Genomic DNA, 267 nt, shown 5'->3' on the forward strand with positions numbered 1-267 from the left:
GTTGTTAAGCAGCATGGTACTGATAAAGTAATCTCTAAGTTTGAACTTAAATCTGAAGTGATTTTAGATGAAGTTCGTGCTGGTGGTCGTATTCCACTAATCATTGGTCGTGGTTTAACAGACAAAGCACGTACATCACTTGGTTTAGGTGCTACTGATATATTTAAAGTACCAACAGCAACTGAAGTATCAGATAAAGGCTTTACACTAGCGCAAAAAATGGTTGGTAAAGCATGTAACGTTGCAGGTATTCGCCCAGGTCAATAC

1 pseudogene is annotated in these 267 nt (G+C 38.6%); it reads left to right on the forward strand.

What is annotated here, in order from left to right:
* Positions 1-267: pseudogene (locus AAEY93_RS20685) on the forward strand (bifunctional aconitate hydratase 2/2-methylisocitrate dehydratase); the annotation flags it as partial.

This window comes from Shewanella sp. CAL98-MNA-CIBAN-0140 (assembly GCF_040309905.1).
GTDB lineage: Bacteria > Pseudomonadota > Gammaproteobacteria > Enterobacterales > Shewanellaceae > Shewanella > Shewanella psychromarinicola.